General features: G+C 61.8%; 16 protein-coding genes and 5 pseudogenes. 9 read left to right on the top strand and 12 right to left on the bottom strand.

Features of this window, described 5'->3' with window-relative positions:
• Positions 1 to 27: 27 nt before the first annotated feature.
• The 6 genes and pseudogenes from tnpC to NKH28_RS31370 form a co-directional block, all read right to left on the bottom strand.
• Positions 28 to 1,687: pseudogene (tnpC, locus tag NKH28_RS31395) on the bottom strand (IS66 family transposase).
• Positions 1,688 to 1,731: 44 nt separating this feature from the next.
• Entirely contained in the window at positions 1,732 to 2,076 is a 345-nt protein-coding gene (gene tnpB, locus NKH28_RS31390) for an IS66 family insertion sequence element accessory protein TnpB (protein ID WP_352972488.1), read from the bottom strand.
• A complete protein-coding gene (locus NKH28_RS31385; RefSeq protein ID WP_352981146.1) occupies positions 2,073 to 2,579 on the bottom strand; it encodes a transposase in 507 nt (168 codons plus the stop codon). Before NKH28_RS31385 ends, tnpB (NKH28_RS31390) begins: the two co-directional genes overlap by 4 nt.
• Before the next feature lie 179 nt (positions 2,580 to 2,758).
• Entirely contained in the window at positions 2,759 to 3,793 is a 1,035-nt protein-coding gene (locus tag NKH28_RS31380) for an ABC transporter permease (RefSeq protein WP_352972492.1), read from the bottom strand.
• A gap of 13 nt (positions 3,794 to 3,806) precedes the next feature.
• The gene (locus NKH28_RS31375; protein ID WP_352972494.1) at positions 3,807 to 5,324 is read right to left on the bottom strand and encodes a sugar ABC transporter ATP-binding protein; all 1,518 of its coding nucleotides are present in this window, start codon (positions 5,322 to 5,324) and stop codon (positions 3,807 to 3,809) included.
• A gap of 73 nt (positions 5,325 to 5,397) precedes the next feature.
• Positions 5,398 to 6,420: a sugar ABC transporter substrate-binding protein gene (locus tag NKH28_RS31370; protein WP_352972496.1), complete on the bottom strand. Its 1,023-nt coding sequence runs from the start codon at positions 6,418 to 6,420 to the stop codon at positions 5,398 to 5,400.
• A 947-nt stretch (positions 6,421 to 7,367) separates the two neighbouring features.
• On the opposite strand from NKH28_RS31370, the pseudogene NKH28_RS31365 reads away from it, so the two are divergent.
• From NKH28_RS31365 to NKH28_RS31355, 3 genes and pseudogenes are all read left to right on the top strand, one after another.
• Positions 7,368 to 8,520, top strand: a pseudogene (locus NKH28_RS31365) (IS110 family RNA-guided transposase).
• Between the two features lie 547 nt (positions 8,521 to 9,067).
• Complete coding sequence (locus tag NKH28_RS31360; protein ID WP_352972499.1) at positions 9,068 to 9,394, top strand: DUF736 domain-containing protein; 327 nt, start codon at positions 9,068 to 9,070, stop codon at positions 9,392 to 9,394.
• Between the two features lie 141 nt (positions 9,395 to 9,535).
• Positions 9,536 to 9,770, top strand: a pseudogene (locus NKH28_RS31355) (DUF736 domain-containing protein); the annotation flags it as partial.
• 168 nt (positions 9,771 to 9,938) lie between these two features.
• Here NKH28_RS31355 and NKH28_RS31350 read toward each other — a convergent pair.
• Positions 9,939 to 10,391: pseudogene (locus NKH28_RS31350) on the bottom strand (Ros/MucR family transcriptional regulator); the annotation flags it as partial.
• Between the two features lie 240 nt (positions 10,392 to 10,631).
• Between NKH28_RS31350 and NKH28_RS31345 the strand changes: the two are divergent.
• Positions 10,632 to 10,961 carry a hypothetical protein gene (locus NKH28_RS31345; protein WP_352981145.1) on the top strand — a complete coding sequence of 110 codons (330 nt, stop codon included), beginning with the start codon at positions 10,632 to 10,634 and terminating at the stop codon, positions 10,959 to 10,961.
• A gap of 18 nt (positions 10,962 to 10,979) precedes the next feature.
• Here NKH28_RS31345 and NKH28_RS31340 read toward each other — a convergent pair whose 3' ends face one another.
• Entirely contained in the window at positions 10,980 to 11,891 is a 912-nt protein-coding gene (locus NKH28_RS31340; protein ID WP_352972506.1) for a LysR family transcriptional regulator, read from the bottom strand.
• A 99-nt stretch (positions 11,892 to 11,990) separates the two neighbouring features.
• Here NKH28_RS31340 and NKH28_RS31335 point away from each other — a divergent pair, with 99 nt between their 5' ends.
• Positions 11,991 to 12,752: an SDR family NAD(P)-dependent oxidoreductase gene (locus NKH28_RS31335; RefSeq protein ID WP_352972508.1), complete on the top strand. Its 762-nt coding sequence runs from the start codon at positions 11,991 to 11,993 to the stop codon at positions 12,750 to 12,752.
• Here the strand turns inward: NKH28_RS31335 and tnpB (NKH28_RS31330) are convergent.
• The 3 genes from tnpB (NKH28_RS31330) to tnpA all read right to left on the bottom strand — a co-directional run bounded on the left by tnpB (NKH28_RS31330) (position 12,749) and on the right by tnpA (position 13,950).
• Positions 12,749 to 12,925 carry an IS66 family insertion sequence element accessory protein TnpB gene (tnpB, locus tag NKH28_RS31330; protein WP_352972510.1) on the bottom strand — a complete coding sequence of 59 codons (177 nt, stop codon included), beginning with the start codon at positions 12,923 to 12,925 and terminating at the stop codon, positions 12,749 to 12,751. The genes NKH28_RS31335 and tnpB (NKH28_RS31330) overlap by 4 nt on opposite strands.
• 156 nt (positions 12,926 to 13,081) lie before the next feature.
• Complete coding sequence (locus NKH28_RS31325; RefSeq protein ID WP_352981144.1) at positions 13,082 to 13,429, bottom strand: transposase; 348 nt, start codon at positions 13,427 to 13,429, stop codon at positions 13,082 to 13,084.
• A 182-nt stretch (positions 13,430 to 13,611) separates the two neighbouring features.
• On the bottom strand, positions 13,612 to 13,950 hold the full coding sequence (tnpA, locus tag NKH28_RS31320; RefSeq protein ID WP_352972515.1) for an IS66 family insertion sequence element accessory protein TnpA: 339 nt from the start codon (positions 13,948 to 13,950) through the stop codon (positions 13,612 to 13,614).
• A gap of 371 nt (positions 13,951 to 14,321) precedes the next feature.
• Between tnpA and NKH28_RS31315 the strand changes: the two genes are divergently transcribed.
• The gene (locus NKH28_RS31315; RefSeq protein ID WP_352981143.1) at positions 14,322 to 15,173 is read left to right on the top strand and encodes a relaxase/mobilization nuclease domain-containing protein; all 852 of its coding nucleotides are present in this window, start codon (positions 14,322 to 14,324) and stop codon (positions 15,171 to 15,173) included.
• On the top strand, positions 15,167 to 16,435 hold the full coding sequence (locus tag NKH28_RS31310) for a DUF3363 domain-containing protein (RefSeq protein ID WP_352981142.1): 1,269 nt from the start codon (positions 15,167 to 15,169) through the stop codon (positions 16,433 to 16,435). The genes NKH28_RS31315 and NKH28_RS31310 overlap by 7 nt, the downstream gene beginning before the upstream one ends.
• Before the next feature lie 77 nt (positions 16,436 to 16,512).
• On the opposite strand, the gene NKH28_RS31305 is transcribed toward NKH28_RS31310, so the two are convergent.
• Positions 16,513 to 16,698, bottom strand: coding sequence for a helix-turn-helix transcriptional regulator (locus NKH28_RS31305; RefSeq protein WP_352981155.1), 186 nt, complete (start codon positions 16,696 to 16,698; stop codon positions 16,513 to 16,515).
• Between the two features lie 165 nt (positions 16,699 to 16,863).
• Here NKH28_RS31305 and NKH28_RS31300 point away from each other — a divergent pair, with 165 nt between their 5' ends.
• Together NKH28_RS31300 and NKH28_RS31295 are read left to right on the top strand one after the other, a co-directional pair.
• The gene (locus NKH28_RS31300) at positions 16,864 to 17,535 is read left to right on the top strand and encodes a hypothetical protein (protein WP_352981141.1); all 672 of its coding nucleotides are present in this window, start codon (positions 16,864 to 16,866) and stop codon (positions 17,533 to 17,535) included.
• Positions 17,536 to 17,875: 340 nt separating this feature from the next.
• Positions 17,876 to 18,272: pseudogene (locus tag NKH28_RS31295) on the top strand (hypothetical protein); the annotation flags it as partial.

Genomic DNA, 18,272 nt, shown 5'->3' with positions numbered 1-18,272 from the left:
GGGCTCTATGATGGCGATGCGTGAAGGTCAGGCGGCCTGCTGATCGGCCTTGTCGGCTTCGCGCAGGCGCTTCCATTCCCAAGGCAGTAGTTCGTGCAGACGCGAGGCGGGAAGATCGGCAATGCGGGCCAGGACATCGGCGAGCCAGGCTTTTGGGTCGACGTCGTTGAGGCATAACGGCGGCGCGGTCGGCGCCGCGCTGGGAACGGGCGAAGGTCCAGTTGCGCCTTCCCAGAGCAATGCCACGCAGCGCTCTTTCGGCCGCGTTGTTGCTGAGGCAGATTCTGCCGTCGTCGATGAAGCGGGCGAAGTCGGCCCAGCGCCTGAGCGTGTAATTGATTGGCTTCAGGACCTCGGAAGAGCGCGAGAGGGTATCGCGCTCGCGGAGCAGCCAGGCGTGCATGTCGTCGAGAAGTGGTTTGCTCTTCTCCTGCCGCACGGCATACCGCTCGGCAGCGCTGCGGCCGTTGATGGCGCGCTCGATCTCGAACAGTGCGTCGAGGCGCTTGACCACCTCCAGCGCGATCGGGGAGATCGGTTTGCCCTTCTTGCCATCCCGGGCCTTTTTCGCGATGTCGGCCAATTCGAAGAATCCTCGCCGCGCATGGGCGTAGCAAAAGGCCGGCGTGATCGGCTGCTCCTTCCGCTGCGGATCAAACAGCGGCTCGAAGCCACTGTAACAGTCGCACTGAAGGATGCCGGCGAATCCGGCCAGATGCTTCTGAGGACGCTCGCCGCGCCGGTCGCTCGAGGCGTAATAGATCGCCGCCGGCGGCGCAGGCCCGGCGAAGGGACGGTCGTCGCGCGTATAGGTCCATATCCGCCCGGTCGCGCACTTGTCCTTCGCCAGGATGCGAATGGTGGTGTCGTCGCCATGAAGGCGCTCGGCCGCGAGCACATGGCGTTCAATCAGCTGGAAGAGCGGCATGACGGCGAAGGTTCCGTGGCCGACCTGATCGGCCAGCGTCGACAGCGGCAGCTCGATCCCCTCGGCCTTGAAGCGCGCGCTCTGGCGGTTGAGTGGAGCATGCATGCCGAACTTGTCGAACAAGATTGTCGCCAGCAGTTGGGGACCGATGAAGCCGCGCGGCGTGGCATGGAACGGCGCCGGCGGCTGGGTGATCTTCTCGCAGTCGCGGCAGGTGAACTTTTCGCGCACCGTCTCGATCCGCTTGAACCGGCGCGGGATCTCTTCCAGCGTCTCGGTCACATCCTCGCCCAGCTTGGACAGCCGGGATCCGCCGCAACAGGCACAGGTGCTGGGTGGCTCGATGACGATACGCTCGCGTTCGATATTCTCTGGCCATGGCTTGCGCACCGGCCGTTTGGGCGTGAAGGGGCGCACCGTCTGCGTCTTCACCGCCGCGGCCTGCGCGGCAAGCTCATCCTCGGTCGCCGAGGTGACGAGGTCTTCGAGCTCCAATTCCAACTGCTCGATCAGCCGCGCCGTGCGCTCGGAGCGCTGCCCGTACAGTGCGCGTTTCAGCTTCTCGATGCGCAACCCGAGATGCGCAATCCGCGCCTCGGTGTCGGACAGCATGGCCTGCGCGTTGGCGGCTTCAGCCCGCCAGTTGGCAGCATCCGCGACCGCCATATCGCGTTCAGCCTGCAACGCCTCACGTTCAGCCAGCAGCGCCACGTAGGCGCTGGCAAGATCCGAGGGGAGCTCAACCGGCTTCGAAGTCATGCGCCGATTGAATCACATTCCATCGTATTTTCAATAAAAAAATGCTACCCAACCCGAGCTGGACGCCACGTTTCCTGATGGTTGCGCCAGTCTATCCCAGACAAGAGATAACTTAGCTGCGCAGGAGATACTGTCACAGCTCCACCCTCAACTGTCGGCCATATGAAGCGGCCGCGCTCGAGTCTTTTTGTGAACAGGCATGCTCCTTGGCCATCATGCCAAATGACCTTCAACAAATTTCCGCGCTTCCCCCTGAAGCAAAACAGGTTGCCCCCAAGGGGATTATGTTTGAGGACCTCCTGCACCCGTAGCGCCAAGGATGGAAAGCCACATCTCATGTCGGTGTAGCCTGTGGCAAGCCACACACGCACGCCTTCTGTCGGGATCATCGCAGCATTTCCAGCCCCTGCAAGATCCGCAACAGGACACTGACGTCGACAGTGCGGTCGACGATCACACACCGACTGTTGGCCCCGACGATTTCCATCCGGCCACCGGTAGACACCGCTTGGCTGGTCGTAGCTGGTACTTCAGAGTGCGATCGCGCAGGAGCCGACTCTTCCGGCTCTACATCGTGCAGGCTGGGACCGACAACACCCATGTCAATGAAGGCGATCGGTGGGGTCTCGGGCACCGGGTTGGCTCGGCCCAATCGCCCTTGCTGGGCTTGCTTCATCCAGATGAACAAGTGGTTCTCGTTCATATCGTGACGCCGCGCCACAACCGACACGGGATCACCGGTCTCCTGCACCTCACGCACGATCGCCAGCTTCTGGTCGACCGTCCAGGAGCGGCGCGTCCGCTGTCGGCCCGCACCCGGCGGCAGCGGCAGACCCGCGGACGTGCTCGCATCAACCGTCGACGGCGGCTCTATAGCCAGATCATTCGCCAAGCGTCCACTTAATCTAAGCGGACACTAACGCCTCAAGGTACGCGTCAGTAGGCGGCCTTCGTCGTATGCGTACTATGAAACGGCATTCTGACAGCTCGCGAGAAAGACATGAAGTTAGTTCCAATCAGCGGGGACTCCCACCGATTTATCGTGCGGATCCCTAAATTATATTAGACGGATCAGTCCAGACTCTCGATTTGCGAGGCCCGCAGGTTCTGCGCGTAGACGTTGATGATCAGGGCGGCAAGCAAGATAAGGCCGCGGATCAGAACCTTCAGGAAGCTGTCGATCTCGACATGATCGAGGCCGTTGTTGAGCACGCCGAGGACAAACAGTCCGATGATCGTATTGCCTATCCCGCCGCGGCCGCCGAAGAGGCTTGTGCCGCCCACGACGACGGCGGCGATCGCATCGAGCAGGTAGCCGTCGAACTCGTTTTGCTGGGCACTGCCGAAATGCGCGACGCCAAGCATGCCGGCAACGCCAGAACAGACAGCGGAGATGACCAGAACCGCCGCAAGCACGCGCTTGACGTTGATGCCGGAATATTCCGCCGCCTCGCGGTTGCCTCCGACCATATAGACGTAGCGTCCGAAGCGCGTGTAGGTTAGCACCACGTGACCGACGAGCAGGAAGACGGCGAGCACGATGACGATCCAGGGGACACCGCCGATCGCGCCGGAGCCAAGCGTCATGACGATGTCCGGAACGGCATAGACGATCTGACCGCGCACCAGGAGCGCGCAGATGCCCGCTCCGATTTGCATCATCGCGAGCGTCATGATGAAGGACGGGATGCCGATGATCGTCAGGCCGAACGCGTTGATCAGACCGAGAACCGTGCAGATGAGAAGCGATAACACGATCGCCGCCCACCCCGGCAGCGGCAGGTTGGTTACATTGACGTAGGATTCCTGCACTGTGAAATACGCGACCGCAATGCCGGTCGCGTTGGCGATCGCCGCGAACGACAGGTCGATCTCGGCACACAGGATGACGAAGGTGAGGCCGACCGCCATGATGCCGGCCACCGAAATCTGCGTCAGGACGTTGTAGGCATTGTCCAGGGTGGCGAAGGATGGGCTGGCGATGCTGAAGAAGGCCAGCAGCGCGATCAGCGTGGCGAAGGGTGCGATATTGCGCATCTGGTGGCGCAGGAAGATTCTGGCTCGCGAGGGCGCCTGCTTCACAGAGAGATGTTGCGACATGTTCATCCGACAATTCCTCTCAGGCAGCCGCGAGCAGCCGGTCCTTGCTGATGGTTTCGTTAGCGAACTCGCGCACGATCCGGCCTTTCTTCATCACCACGATGCGGTCGGCAAGCGAGAGCACCGTCTCCGGCTCCGCCGACACCACAATGATGGCAAGCCCCTGATCGCGAAGAGCGCGAACGATCTTCACCACGTCGTCCTTTGCGCCAACGTCCATGCCGCGCGTCGGCTCGCTGAGAACGAGCACCTTGGGCGGATAGGTCAACCATTTCGCCAGCGCCACCTTCTGCTGGTTGCCGCCGGAAAGACTGCCAAGCAGTGTCTTCACATTCGGCGGTTTGATGTTCAGCGCGTCGCACTGCCGTCGAGCTATGTCGCGCTCGACGCCCGGCTTGAGCAGGACGCGCGAGATGCGACCAAGCACGCTGATCGACACGTTCTTGAATACCGGCTCTTGGTAGAAAAGCATCGAGCGGCGGCTTTCGGGGACGAAAGCGACGCCCGCCCTCCGCGCTTCGGCAGTATTGCGAAAGCGGACGATCTTGCCGTCGATCGACAGGTTGCCGGCCTTCGGCTTGAACTTGCCGAAGAGTGCGCGGGCGAGTTCGATTTGGCCGCAACCCATGAAGCCATATACGCCGAGCACCTCGCCGGCACGTACCTTCAGTGATACTTCGGAAAAGGCCCGGCCCGCTCCAAGCTGCCGTGTTTCGAGGACGATGCGTGCGGAGGGGTCGCTCTCGAGCGCTATGGCTCCCGTATAGGTCTCTTCCAGATCCTCGTGGCCGCTGCCGATCATGCGCTCGATGACCCACATTTTATCAATGCTTGCGGCTTTCCCGGTGATGACCCGCCTTCCATTGCGGAAGATGGTCACGGTATCGGAGATCGACAGGATGTCATCGAGGAAATGCGAGATGAAAACGACCGAGCGGCCGCTCGCGCGAACGCCTTTCAGCACCTCGAACAGGCGATGGACCTCAGGCGGCGACAGTGCGGAGGTCGGCTCGTCGAGGATGACGATGCGAGCGCCGGAGAACAGCACCCGCGCCAATTCGATCAGTTGCTGCATGCCGATCGGCAGCAATCCCATAAGCGCTTTCGGATCGACGTCGATGCCGAGGCTTTGCAGTTGCGCACGAGCCTCCCTCTCCATTGTCTTCCAGTCGACGAACCCGCTTTTGATGGGTTGTTGTCCGAGGAAGACGTTCTCGGCGACGGAAAGGTCGGGAACGATGCTGAGTTCCTGATGGACCATTCCGATGCCCGCCCTCAGCGCGTCCCGCGTCGAGCGGAACCGCACCTCCTGCCCCTCGAGGAGCATTCGCCCCTGGTATTCGGTGTGGACGCCGGCAATGATCTTCATGAGGGTGGATTTGCCGGCCCCGTTTTCGCCGACGAGCCCGTGCACCTGCCCTTTCTGGAGTTCGAAATCCACATCCCGGAGCGCCGCGACCCCGCCGAAAGATTTCGAGATGCCTTCCATGCGAAGACGCGGTGCGCCTCGCGAGATTGCCTCGTCCTCATTTTCCATGCTGCTCACCGGTCTGGCGCAAGAAACCGGCCGGGGGCGCCGTTTTGCGCTCCCAGCCATACGGATCGAAGGATCAGATGAGAAAGTGGTCCTCCATCCAGAGCATCCCGGCGGCGTTCGCCTTGGTGACGACCGGCCCGTCGGTGACGACGCTCTTGGGAATGCCACCTTTACCCGTCTTCTCACCGCCGGTGACGGCCGCGACGCCGGCAATGATCGCGCCGCCATGGATGCGGCAGGATGGATTGCGCACGGTGGCGAACATCCGACCATCGGCGACCGCCGCGATGGCGGGCGGCATGGCATCGCAACCACCGATCTTGATATCGGTGCGGTTATGCGCCTTCATGACATTGAAGGCGGCGAGCGCCATGTCGTCGTTGTGAAAGTAGGCCGCGTCGATCTGCGGGTACTTGGTCAGGTAAGTCTCCCACAGCCGCGCTACTTTCGAGACATCCCAGTCCGCGGGCTGGCTATCCAGCACTTCGATGTCGGGGTGCTGCTTGACGACCGATTCGAAGCCTTTCGCCCGGCCCTGCGCGCCGGTATGGCCGAGCGCGCCCTGGGTCATGATCATCTTGCCCTTGCCGCCGATCGCGCCGACCAGCGCCTGGGTCACCGACGCGCCCATGAACTCATTGTCGGGCGCGAGGAAGGAATGGATGTCGATCTGGTCGAGCGGAGCGATCAGCGTATCCATGTCGATGACCGGGATGCCGGCGTCGATCATCTTTTTGACCGGCTGCGTCAGCGTGCCGATGCCGAAGGCCTGAATGGCGACGAAGTCCCATTTCTGCGACGCCATGTTGTCGATCGCCGCGCGCTGCTTGACCGCGTCGAGTTGGCCGTCGAACCATGTCACCTCGACATTATAGAGCTTGCCCCAGTATTCGGCCGCCTGCTTGCCCTGGGCGCACCAGGTCGCCTGGAGACCGGCATTCGAAAATGCCGCCTTGAGCGGCTTTTCCGACCGCCCTGCCGCCATTCCCGCGGCAAGTGCTTCACTGATTCCAAAACCGCCGAAAAGCGCCGCGGCTCCTCCCGCCGACGCGCCCGCTAGGAAACCGCGCCGACTTGTGCCTGATACATCTGCCATCACTTCCTCCCATGCAACTTGCCTATGTCGGCAAGGCGGCAGAGTATGGCAGTCGTTTGAGTGTGCGACAATATTAACCGCCATTTGCTCGCTCAGAACCTTATAGGGCGTGCCGAGAGGAGGAGCCACGAAGAAGCGCTAAGCCGCCGACCGACATCGGGTCAAAGTCGCATAAAATGCGGACTGGAACTCGGATCATTGGACCAAGCATAAAATGATTGCTTGGGTCGATTCCTTCTTCGGGCTTGCCTATCCTGGTGCCCTTGCCCGGCTGGTGACGTGTCTCCCAACGGTGATTGCCACAAATGGTGACGTCGTAGAGCTGCGGCCACGGATGGGGGAAAGATGGTCTTGGCCATCTCGCTCCGCGAATGCCGCCTGGACCAGAGCGTGGCCATCCGCTCCCAAGGAGGCGGCATGACCATCACCTTCTGAGCTGATCCGGTCTGCCCCGCTCCACGCGCAGCCAGCTCCGCTCGCCGGCCATTTGGCTGTCGCCGGTACAGGCTTGGGAGCGGCGATCTTCATCCTCATGGTTGCGGGTGCAGGTTAGCTGTCTTGGCCGGCAAAGCGATCATGGTGGGGATGAGAAAGCCTGTGACCGATCGCAATCGCCGTCGTGGCGGTTCCTGCCTGTCTGTTCGTTTTGAGCCACACCTACCGCGTCCTCGAATGGATTGCGTCTGACCGAGGACCGTCTTCGCTTCGCTGCGCCTCGATCGTCTTGCCGCAACGCCGCGGCTGCGTTTTCATCCCCTGTCCGCTGCGCGTCCATTGCTCGCGATCCAAGAAAGCCTCGCACCGCCGTCTTCCACTTCGTTTCAGCCCCTTCGGGATGCGCACCGATCGTCCCCGGTCTCACGACCACCATCGAGATCCTATGAGTAATGGCTACAACCTGCTCTGATGCAGCAGGCATTGTTGGCCGTTGCGGAAAGGAGCAGGAGATGACGCAGGACGGTATTCAAGAAAATGCGGCGCACAGGGAGCTTGATGCGATCTTCGTGTCGGTGGAGTTGAGCAAGAAGACCTGGTTGATCACCTCGATCTCGCCGGGAGCTGGCGAGAAGCTATCGCGCCATTCCATCCCCGGCGGGGATATTGCTGGGCTTCTTGGCCGCCTCGCTCTTTTGAAGCGAAAGGCTCGTAGCCGAACCGGCCGCGACTATCCGTTCGTCATCATTCAAGAGGCCGGCCTTGATGGCTTCTGGGTCCACCGGGTTCTGGAAGCAGAAGGCCACGACACTCATGTCGTTGACGCAGCATCCATAGCAACGTCTCGGCGCAAGCGGCGGGTGAAGACGGATAGGCTCGACGGCGAGACCCTTATCCGGGCGCTGCTGGCGTTCAAGCGTGGCGAACCGCGAGTCTGCTCCATGCTACGCGTGCCGACCCCTGATGAGGAGGATCGCCGCCGCATCGTCCGGGAGCGCAAGGTATTGATGGAAGAACGCATCCGGCACAGCAACCGGATCAAGGGTCTGCTCTTCTCACAGGGCATCACCGGCTACGATCCTCTACGGCGTGATCGTCGCGATCGGCTGGAGACACTTCGCACAGGCGATGGACGGGATCTGCCCGAACATATGAAGCGCCATGTTCTGCGCGAGGTCGACCGAATGGAAATGCTGCTCGATCAGATCAAGGCAGTCGAGGCGGAACGGGACGCCATGCTCGCCGAAGAACGCCGATCGGCGCGTGAAGTGGTTATGCTGTCGAAAGTCGTCGGTATCGGACCAGAGTTTGCGGCCGTGCTGTGGGGAGAGGGCTTGTTCCCGGTGCTTCGCCAATCGCCGGCAGGTGGCGGCCTATGCCGGCCTTGCGCCGACGCCATGGCAAAGCGGGTCGATCGACCGGGAGCAGGGGATCGGAAAATCCGGAAATCCGCGCCTGCGATCGACGCTCCTGGAAATGGCGTGGCTCTGGTTGCGGCACCAGCCCGCCTCAGCGCTCAGCCGCTGGTTCAACGAACGAGTCGCCCAGAATGGCGGACGCTTCAAGAAGGTGATGATCACCGCATTGGCCCGCAAGCTGGTCGTGGCTCTATGGAAATACGTCAGCGCCGGCGTGGTGATCGAAGGGGCGTTTGTCAGACCATGACGATCTGACCGCATTCCAGTTCGGCCAGGGCCTGATCAGCCCGCCGGAACCGGGTGGACGACCGCATTGCGGCATGGCTTGAACGCCGTCATCGAGACTGGTCTCGTCCTCCTGAGCCCTTGCCGCGCGGGCGGGATTATGGTGCAGCCGCTCGAGCGGCGACCGGATGTGAGGTTGATACGTGCAAACGCGCGGATCAGGAAACGGGCTCAGACCTCAGGTTCATGTGCGGTTGGGATCGCGCTGCTTGTGCCGATGCATGGCTGAAGGGCCCGTTGGCCAGCATCGTTCTCGTGGGACTGATGCTGGAATCCTCCTTGTGCGGCCTCTCTACTGGCTGTCTGGCGCCGGTCGGGCCTCTGACTGCAACGGCTTCGCCGACCTTGTCCCCTGCGGCTTTGCCGCATTCCTCGCGGGACAACAAGCTCGGCTGCCGCCGTACTCCGCTCACGCTGCGGTCCACAGGATGCAGTCGGCCCGATCGTCGCCTCACGACCGCTATCGAGGCCGCACAAAGCAGCTTCGGCAACCAGTCAGGAGAACGACAATGGCTACCATCGGCAACTTCCAGCAATCGGATAACAACGAGTTCAGCGGCGAGATCGTCACCCTCTCGCTCCAGGCCAAGAACGTCCGCATCGTCCCCGATACACGCGCCAGCGGCGAAAACGCTCCCAGCCACCGGGTCTTCGTCGGCCGCATCGAAATCGGGGCCGCCTGGTCCAAGCAGTCCAACGAGGGTCGCAGCTACCTCGGTCTCAAGCTCGACGACCCGAGCTTCACCGCTCCGATCTACGCCAACCTCGTCGAGGGTGAGGACGGCCAGGGCTACAGCCTCATCTGGTCACGTCCGAACCGCCGCAACGGCGACTGAGCACCCTAGGACGCCTCGCACCCGGCGGGGCGTCGTCCAGAAACTGACCACTCAGCAGCTCAGAGCCACAGCTTGACGAGAGGTCCCTCATGTGCAGGCCGCGATGGGCGCGGCCCGAGAAAAGCAGAAGGAACCACCACAATGACTACGATCGGCACTTTCTCCCGCACCGCGAACGGCTTCTCCGGCTCGGTCAAGACCCTCAACCTCAACGTCAAGACGGTGACGTTCTCTCCGGCCGATGGCGAAAACGAAAAGGGTCCCGACTTCCGCATTCGCCGGCGCCACCGAGTTCGGGGCGGCATGGAAGAAGACCTCGCGCGAGGGACGCGACTACCACTCCGTCAAGCTCGACGATCCCAGCTTCCCAGCTCCGATCTATGCGAGCCTGGTCGAGACCGACACCGAGGACGAATTCTCACTCACCTGGTCCCGCCGCACCGCAGAGTGATGCAGCGCACTAGCCCTTGGCCGGTGTCTTGCGCGCCTTCTTCACTGGTGACTTGATGGCTGCCGCGGTCGTCGTCGTGGCTGCTGCTGCGCGAGCAGCCCGTTTCGCTTTTTCCGCCGTGGCAGGAGGGGGCGCAGCCGCCTTACGCCCGAGCCCTATTGATTTCGCCAGGGCCGAGCGGGTGGCCGCGTAATTTGGCGCCACCATCGGATAGTCGGAGGGCAGGTTCCATTTTTGACGGTATTCGTCCGGACTCAGATTGTAATGCGTTCCGATATGCCGCTTCAAGGATTTGAACTTTTTCCCGTCTTCCAGGCAGATGATGAAATCAGGTGACACTGACTTCTTGATCGACACCGCCGGCTCCAGTTTGGCCGCGATCGGAGCCACAGGTGTGCCGATCCCTTGCAAAGCGACATAGACATCCTCGATCAGCTTCGACAACTCGCCGACCGGCAGCGGATTGTTCGAAACGTAGGCGGAAACGATGTCGGCGGTGACTGATACGAGATCAGCCTGGTCGCTTGGGTCTGGAGAAACGGTCATCGAATTTCCTCTTGTCCAAAGGGCGCTTTGAAAACGGATGGTCTGTCTATTCGCCAATCAGGCAAATAATTCGCTACTCCGCCAACAAACCTCATTCCGTGCAAATATCAAGCAGGCAAGTGTCGCTGCGATCGTTCGGTCCGGCGGCAGACGAAATTGCCGATCGCGTCGGGGAAGCAGGAAGGCTTTCCCGCTCGCTTCTCCGAGCGCCAAGCGTGCAGCCCAACGCAAGCCAGCGCCATGAACCATGGCTCCTGCGTCGCAGGGTTGAGCCGTGAACATCCGCCCAACAGTGATCGTCGCGGCACGCTGTGGCGCGGTCCTCGTCGTCGGGCCGGCCGCGCGGAAGATGATCAGGCAAGGCGTGCGTTTTCTGCAGAGCCTTTTCGGGTACTGCCACGCGCACCGGACGGCTGTCAGTCGCCCGAGTTAAGCGATTTCCGCACCGCTGAATTCACGAACCTTTTCGGTTTCCAGGATCCCCGGATTATGCCTGATTGGCCGGACCCAAAAGCAATCGCCGTTTGCCGGATCTGCCCGATCTTGGGTGTCATGATCGCCCATGGCTGAGGGCGCCAAGAGCGGACGCTAGGAATGAGGATTTTCCCGCCGTTCGGATGTCGCACCGAATTCTGAAATGGCAAACGAGATGACGCTGCGCAGGCGCGGCGTCATGCGGCGGTCGCGATGATAGACAAGTGACATCGATCGTTCTCGTAGATGCCAGTCTGGAAAGAGTTGAACGAGCAGGCCTGCCTGGATATCCGAACTCAGTAGAATGGACGGCTGCATGATCAGTCCCAGGCCAGCGCGTGCAGTCATGCGGACGGCCTGACCGCTATTGACGGTGATCGGCATTCGCGGACTAACTTCGACCGTATCGTCACCTTTCGCCAGCTTCCATGGCGACCGCGCTGCCGGGGTAAAGCCGATGGCATCGTGGTTGGCTAGATCATTAGGATGGTCTGGATTGCCCCTTCGTGCAAGGTAATCCGGCGCGGCACAGATCATCATCCGGTAAGGGGCAAGACGGCGCGCAATCAAGCGGCTATCCGGCAACTCGCCGATACGGAAAGCAATATCGAACCCTTCGTCGACGATATCGACGTTGCGATCGGTCAAGGTGACATCCAGCGTGACGTCCGGGGCAAGCTCGCGGTAGCGCTGCAATCTCGGCATCAAGACCTCTGCGCCAAAAGTCGTCGGCGCCGTAACCTTCAGCTTGCCGCGAGGCTCTGCTTGCAATGCCTCGGCATCTTGATCCGCGATGGCAACGCGCTCCAGAATATCTCGGCATTGTTCGACGTAGCTGGCGCCGAAATCTGTCAAGCTCTGACGGCGCGTGGTCCTGTTCAGAAGACGCGTTCCGAGCCGCTCCTCCAGTGCCGCCACGTGCTGCCCGACCATTGCTGGCGACATCCCGAGCTTGCCCGAGGCGGCGCTCATCGAGCCCTCTTGCACCGTCGTCACGAACACTTGCATGGAACGAAATAGGCTCATTCGATAGTTTGTCTTTTAAATGAAGATATAATTTTTGCAATTATCCATATTAATCAGTGAAATTACAACTGCCGTGACGCTGCAATCAAGGAACACGACATGGCACAGAACAGATTCACGGGCAAAACGATCCTCATTACGGGGGCGGGAACTGGCATGGGGCGGGCCGCCGCTCTTCGATTGGTCGAAGAGGGTGGGCAAGTCGCTCTCGTCGGACGCCGGCCCGAGCCTATCAGCCAATTGCAGTCGGAGATCGAGACCGCCGGCGGCACCGCGATCGCGATTGCCTGCGATATCGCCGACAACGAGGCGGTTGCCGCGGCTTTGCAGACGACAATAACCCGCTTCGGAAAACTGGATGCCCTGTTCGCCAACGCCGGCGTACTGGGCGAGTTCAAGCCTTTGGCCGTCACGGAAGCGGATGAATTCGACGCTCTGATCGCTACCAACCTGCGCGGCACCTTCTTCACCATCAAGCAATGCCTGCCGTTTCTGGCCGATGGCAGCATTCTCATCAACGCCTCATGGACGGCTGGTGGAGTGATGCCCGGCGCCGGAGCCTATGCCGGCACGAAGGGCGCCCTACAGGCAATGATGCGCACGCTTGCGGTAGAGCAAGGCCCACGGAACATCCGCGTCAACGCCATAAATCCGGGCATCATCCTGACGCCGATGGCCGATGATGTCATAGACCCTGTCTTCGCCGCGCGCCTCGCCAGCCACACACCCCTTCGCCGCAACGGCAGATCGGAAGACGTCGCGGGCACCGTGGCCTGGTTGCTTTCGGACGACGCCAGTTTTGTTACCGGGCAGGAGATCACCGTCGACGGCGGCTTCACAATAGGCGGCATACGGCTTTAGTCCGATCCAATCGTATCCGTCAGTGAACTGACCGCAAGCATCTCGCCAGGCTCGGCCAGACGCGGCCACACAAACCGTCCGTGATCGATGCGCTTGGTGAACAGGCACAGCTCCGTTCCGTCCCAGAACAGGATCTTCAGAAGCGAGGCATTCTTGCCGCGGAAGACGAACAAATGACCCGGAACGGCTCCTTCTTGAGCTGTTCCTGGATCAAGTAGCGAGACCATCGAGACCTGTGCGCATGTCGGTGTAGGCGAGCGCCAGATGCACTTTCACGCCCGCTGGAAATGACAATCATGATGCCTTCTCCTTGCCGGCGAGCTGCCGCTTCACCGCAGCCGCAGTGGCGCCCGCCGGCACGAACACGCGCCGTCATCATCCCGTTCGATCGCCACCATGCCGTCCGGTGGCCGCACGAGATCGCGCAAGGCGGCCAGCGCCGACGGCTCGTCTTCGCCTTCATCGGCGAGCTCGACCGTCGTCAGTTCCAGCGCGTTACGAGCGGTCAGGCCGAACTCTTCTCGCCAGCGGAAGGCCATGCTGGTGGCAACGCCATGGCGGCGGCGAACCTGCGCCACGGCGACACCGGGCTTCTCCGTCTCCCGCACGATCGCCAACTTCTGCTCGTCGCTGAACCGGCGCCGGTTCGAGCGCCCACCCACCGCTTCCGGCGTCAAGCGGTGTTGGCGCCGCGTGCAATTAGCAGCGCTGCTTAATTGGGCTCGGGCACTCGGATGAAGCAGCGATCGCCAGTCCATTTCGTCGCCGGATTCTTACAGGCGATCGCGCCAGATCCGCAACGCATGCCGCGAAAGCCCGAGCGCCGCCGCATACTCTGCATGATCCATGCCACTCCAATTCATCGCCTCGACATGCATGCTCCAGAACGCGCGAAGGGCGGTTGGGCCGCTGTCCGTGCGGTTGCCGTAGCGATAGCGGGCCTCCTCTGGGGGCGCTTCGGCTGCTGCGTCTTGCCCTGACGTCCAGCCTTCTTTCGGCGCAAATTCTGCAGCTTTTCCGCACGCTTGCGCAGGTCTTCGCTGTTCACCAGATGGCGCATCCACAGCTCGAACGTGGTGATCGAAAGATCGCGCTGGCGACCGTATTCCAGCGCATCCTGATTGCTGCGGTACCAACTCGCAATGTGCGACGACCAGTAAGGACTGTTGGCCTTGGCCCAGGAGCGGCGAGGCGCCATCGGAAATCCTCCACATGACGAAGGAACCCGACATGACGCGAGATTGCACTACTCAATCTGGGTGCAGAGACCGGACGCTTACGGGGGACGGGGAGGGACGGCAAGATAAAGCGAGCTGGCGCTCGCACTCGCTTCGCTCGTAAGTGTCTGTCTGCACATTGTTTTTTCCGGCAGATTCCGAGACCAGGCGGAATGACGTGAGGTGCGGGGCTCGAGGCTGTCGGCTACGCTATTGATCTGAAACGAAAAACTGCGGCGCCCTAGCGATGTGCGATCCGCCATCCTACGCCACAGCAAGTCATTGCAGTCCATAGCATGCTCAGCGCTCCGGCCGTCTTGAAGCGCGAAATCCGACTCCCGATGCTGTCGTCATGGCAGATGGTGACAGCGACAGGTTCCAGGTTCGCACCGGCCGGATGCGGCATGGCGGCGCGCCGGTCAATTCGCGCACGCTGCCCTTCGTGCGCCAGGTCGAGATCGCCATTCGCAAGCAAGGCGGCAACCCCAATCGCATCGGCGCAAGCAGGAGCGCCGGAAAGGAGAGTGGCCGCTTCAATGCCCGCGGCCGCGGCGGCAAGGTGGCGGCAGCGTTGCCAAAGGATGGTGGCGGGTGGAAGCAGGACTCCAATGGCGTGCGCTTTCGCTCGCGCCGCGTCGTGGTGAAGGCCCGCGTCGTCAAGCTGCCGGGGCGAGGCAAGGGGACCACCGGGCGCGGCCAAAAGTTCGTGACGACGAGCAAGGCTGTCGATGCGCATTTGCGCTATCTCCAGCGCGACGGCGTAACCAGGGACGGCGAGAAGGGCAGGGTGTACTCGGCCTTCGACGACGAAGCCGACGGCAAGGCCTTCGTCGAGCGCGGCCGCGGCGACCGGCATCAGTTCCGCTTCATCGTCGCGCCGGAGGATGCCGCGGAGATGGAAGACCTGCGCTCCTTCACCCGCGATCTCATGCGGCAGATGGAGACCGACCTCAACACGCGCCTCGACTGGATCGCCGTCGACCATCACAACACCGGTCATCCGCATACCCATGTGCTGGTGCACGGCGTCACCGATGACGGCAAGATCCTGAACATCGCCGGCGACTACATCGCCCATGGCATCCGACATCGGGCAACCGAGCTGGTGGAACGGGAGCTTGGGCTACAAAGCGAGATCGAGGTCGCCCGCAAGCTGGCCAATGAGGTCGGGGCCGAACGGCTGACCCGCCTCGACGCATGCTGATCGCCGAACAGCAGGAGCACGATGTTGTCGACCTGCGTCCCAATGCCAGCGACCGCTACACCATTTCCAGCAACCGCTATCTGCTGATCGATCGGGCGAAGACACTGGAGCACTTCGGCCTGGCGAGCGAGATCGAGCCCGGCCGGTGGGTGATCTCCGACAGAGCCGAAAGCACGTTGCGAGGACTTGGCGAGCGCAACGATATCATCAAGACCATACACCGGGCGCTGGAGGAACACGGCCTCGCCCACGAGCGGGGCGCGGCGCAATATGTCACGCACCGCCAGACCATAACCGAGCCGGTCGTCGGCCGTGTGCTCGCCAAGGGCCTTGCCGGCGACGAGATGAGCGACAAGCTGTCGCTTGTCATCGATGGCGTCGACGGGCGCACCCACTATGTCGAGACCGCGGATCCGGCAAAGCTCGATGACATTCAGCGCGGCCATTTCGTGGCGTTCGATCCCATCCTGCCGAAGCAGGAGCCGCGTGCGGCCGACCGCAACATCAGTGTCGTGGCGAGCGAGGACGGCATCTATCGGCCGAGCAGACACCTGGAGGCGATCCGCGAGACGTTTTTGGAAGAGGGCAAGGACCCGGACGCCTTCGTCCGTTTCCATGTCCGCCGTCTCGAAGCGCTGCGCCGGGCCGGCCATGTCGAACGCATCGACGAAGACCACTGGCGCATTCCGGAAAACTTGCCCGAGCGCGGCATCGCCTACGACGCCAATACCCGCGGCAAGGACTTCTCTGTCCGCGTGCTTTCGACGTTCGATCTTGACGCGCAGATCGGCAGCGACGGTGCCACCTGGCTCGACCGGGAGCTTGTGGCCAAAACCCCGGTGCCGCTGGTCCGGTCAGGCTTTGGTCTCGACGTCGACAACGCTCTCGACAGACGGGCCGCCCAGCTCGTCGGGATGGGCCTTGCCGAACGCGATGCGACTACCGGGACGATCACCTTCTCGCGCGACCTCGTAGCCACGCTGGAGCGCCAGGAGGTCGCGCGTGTCGGCAAGGAACTGGCCGCTGCGCGCGGCCTCACCTTCGTGCCCGCACAGCCCGGCAATTGTGTCGGCGGCACGCTGCTTGGCTCGGTCGGTCTTGCCAGCGGGCGCTTCGCCATGCTGGACGATAGTCTCGGGTTTCAGCTCGTGCCGTGGCAGCCGATGCTGGAGAAGCGCATCGGCCAGCACATCACCGGCGTCATGCAAGGTAGCGGCGGCATCGAGTGGAGCTTCGGCAGAAAACACGGACTGGGGCTGTGAGAGCGCTCATCGGCGCGGCACTTTTGGCTTGAAACTATCGCCGGCAACGATTGGCCAAGCCTATTAGCAGACAGTTCTCAGATGCGGGGTTTTAAACGGATACCATTCTCGGACAGGAACTCGATTCCGGCCCTCTCAAGTGTATGCCTTATACTTATGAGGTTGTTGGCAATTGGAATGCGCGCCCCACGCTCAAAATCCGCAATCGTCTGCCGAGCCACATTTGCAGCTCTAGCTAGTTCGTCTTGGCTCCACCCAAGCATCGCCCGAGCGCCGCGACACTGCTCTATCGTTAGCGCATTTTGCAAGGCTACAATCCGATTGACGTCAATCAATTTGTATAAGATGATATTTTCCAAATCGGCCGAGCTGAGCGCTGACACGCTTAGCCCGACCTAACCACAACCAAGCTGTTAGGAGCTCGGATCATGGCTGATTCCGACAATACCACGACTCTGCCTTTCGTCACCCGTAGGCAAGTGCTCGCGGGAGGAATGATCACGTCCACCGCTTTGATGCTTGAAAAAGGTACTTTCACCGGCAACGCTGCCGCGACGAAGATGTCCCCCTCCGACCCAGCGCTGGCGCTTTGGTGGGAATGGCAGACCGCCCACAGGCTGAGCGAGCGGCTTTGTCGCAGGCAACAGCGACTGGAAACGAAGCTTATCGAGAGCATCGGCTTTCCTTGTGTGACCGTCCGCGTGTCCGAGGGCGAGGACGTGACGGTCCACTCGATTGAGGCGCTCAATGAATTCCTCGGCACAAGGCCGGATATGGCCGCCCTTCGCGAGGCGGCCGAGGCCCATTTCGCGGCGCATCAGGCGCGCTGGGATGCGGCTGCCGAGGAGATCGGCTATAACACCGTATTCAGGGCCGAGCGCGAGGCTGGCGACTGGGCGCAGGATCTGCTGGAAGCGTTCTCAACCATCGCCGCCACGACTCTCGCCGGCGTGGCTGGCAAGCTTGATGCCGTGTTACGCGAGGGCGAGGCATGGGAAGAGTGCTCTGAGTTTCCTTGGCCGCAAATCCGTTCCGCACTCAACGATCTGGTGCGCTTCGGGAAGCTCGAAAAAGTCTTTAACGGCGAGCGGCGCTCCTAGGCGGCAGGTGGGCTGCTGCTGCCACGCCTGAAACACGACGGTGGAGGAGGTCTGGGGTAGCTGTTAATTCGCAGCCATTCGCAAAGTTTTGGTTCAGGCTGCCTAACTCAGCTGAGCAGCGTACGATTGATGAGTGCCGCTCGCACCTTTTAAAATTTCCCTGTGGATATTCCCACTATGATGATGCGGTGTCGTATTCGTTTGACTGGGGCTGAGTAGAAGTAAGCAACTTGGGCTCGGGGGAATCATGAACAAGTTGCTTGTTGGTGCGGCATTGCTTGCCGCTGGTGTCTTCGGCGCGGATACATCTTTCGTTTCTTATATTAGAAGCTCCGTAGGGATGGCGGCTTTTGCGCAGGAGGCGCAAGGGAGCTCGCCAGATGCTGGTGCGAGCGGCGGTTTCGGCAATGGCGGGGCCGCTATGGGCAGCGGCGGCTCATCGGATCAGCCGAGTGCGGGGGATGAGCACGCTTCCGGCAGTGCACCGGCGACCGAGAGTCCGGACGCGGCAGCCACGGTCGGCACCGACGCGGCCGCGGCCGGCACGGCGGATCAACCGACCGACAGCGAGGCGGCACCCGAGGAGCCGGCAGCAGCGGCAGCGACGACTGAGACGACCACTGAGAGCGATCCAGAGGCGATCGGCACGCCGAAGGTGGATTTGCCGAAGAGTTCAGGCAATGGCAATCTGGGCTATGCCATCGGCATCGATGTCCCGGACTTCCACGGCATCGAAC

The sequence above is a fragment of the Mesorhizobium sp. M1227 genome (genome assembly GCF_040318315.1).
Lineage (GTDB): Bacteria > Pseudomonadota > Alphaproteobacteria > Rhizobiales > Rhizobiaceae > Mesorhizobium.
The sequence above is the reverse complement of the archived record's forward strand: the minus strand, read 5'-3'. Positions and strand labels throughout refer to the sequence as shown.

Bases quoted from the DNA above. Each gene is read 5' to 3' on its own strand.
- NKH28_RS31375 (WP_352972494.1), bottom strand. From the start codon at position 5,324: ATGGAAAATGAGGACGAGGCAATCTCGCGAGGCGCACCGCGTCTTCGC.
- NKH28_RS31380 (WP_352972492.1), bottom strand. From the start codon at position 3,793: ATGAACATGTCGCAACATCTCTCTGTGAAGCAGGCGCCCTCGCGAGCC.
- NKH28_RS31340 (WP_352972506.1), bottom strand. From the start codon at position 11,891: ATGAGCCTATTTCGTTCCATGCAAGTGTTCGTGACGACGGTGCAAGAG.
- NKH28_RS31335 (WP_352972508.1), top strand. From the start codon at position 11,991: ATGGCACAGAACAGATTCACGGGCAAAACGATCCTCATTACGGGGGCG.
- tnpB (WP_352972488.1), bottom strand. From the start codon at position 2,076: ATGATCCCGACAGAAGGCGTGCGTGTGTGGCTTGCCACAGGCTACACC.
- NKH28_RS31360 (WP_352972499.1), top strand. From the start codon at position 9,068: ATGGCTACCATCGGCAACTTCCAGCAATCGGATAACAACGAGTTCAGC.
- tnpA (WP_352972515.1), bottom strand. From the start codon at position 13,950: ATGGCGCCTCGCCGCTCCTGGGCCAAGGCCAACAGTCCTTACTGGTCG.
- NKH28_RS31310 (WP_352981142.1), top strand. From the start codon at position 15,167: ATGCTGATCGCCGAACAGCAGGAGCACGATGTTGTCGACCTGCGTCCC.
- NKH28_RS31345 (WP_352981145.1), top strand. From the start codon at position 10,632: ATGAACCATGGCTCCTGCGTCGCAGGGTTGAGCCGTGAACATCCGCCC.
- NKH28_RS31305 (WP_352981155.1), bottom strand. From the start codon at position 16,698: ATGCTTGGGTGGAGCCAAGACGAACTAGCTAGAGCTGCAAATGTGGCT.
- NKH28_RS31300 (WP_352981141.1), top strand. From the start codon at position 16,864: ATGGCTGATTCCGACAATACCACGACTCTGCCTTTCGTCACCCGTAGG.
- NKH28_RS31370 (WP_352972496.1), bottom strand. From the start codon at position 6,420: ATGGCAGATGTATCAGGCACAAGTCGGCGCGGTTTCCTAGCGGGCGCG.
- NKH28_RS31315 (WP_352981143.1), top strand. From the start codon at position 14,322: ATGGCAGATGGTGACAGCGACAGGTTCCAGGTTCGCACCGGCCGGATG.